The sequence below is a fragment of the Brevibacterium moorei genome, assembly GCF_024580735.1.
GTDB lineage: Bacteria > Actinomycetota > Actinomycetes > Actinomycetales > Brevibacteriaceae > Brevibacterium > Brevibacterium moorei.
In genome coordinates, this window is record NZ_JANIJX010000079.1 from 1 (window position 1) to 255 (window position 255).

General features: G+C 41.6%; 1 rRNA gene. It reads right to left on the reverse strand.

The features are described 5' to 3' along the window. Positions 1-59 (reverse strand): 16S ribosomal RNA (locus NQ034_RS16115); the annotation flags it as partial. Positions 60-255: the final 196 nt, after the last annotated feature.

Sequence of the window (255 nt, forward strand, 5' to 3'; positions counted from 1 at the left end):
TGCATGTGTTAAGCACGCCGCCAGCGTTCGTCCTGAGCCAGGATCAAACTCTCCACAAAAAAATTTGCTTAAAAGCGATCCCGACCGAAAAGAACAGACTGACGAGAAAAAGAACAACACCCACCATCAAGAGAGGCATTGTTCTTCGTATCATCCATCATTATTATTTTCAGCCAGAAAATATGTACTACTTAGTTCTGGCATCACGAAAAAAACTATTCAAGTACGCTATTGAGTTCTCAAACAACAGGCACA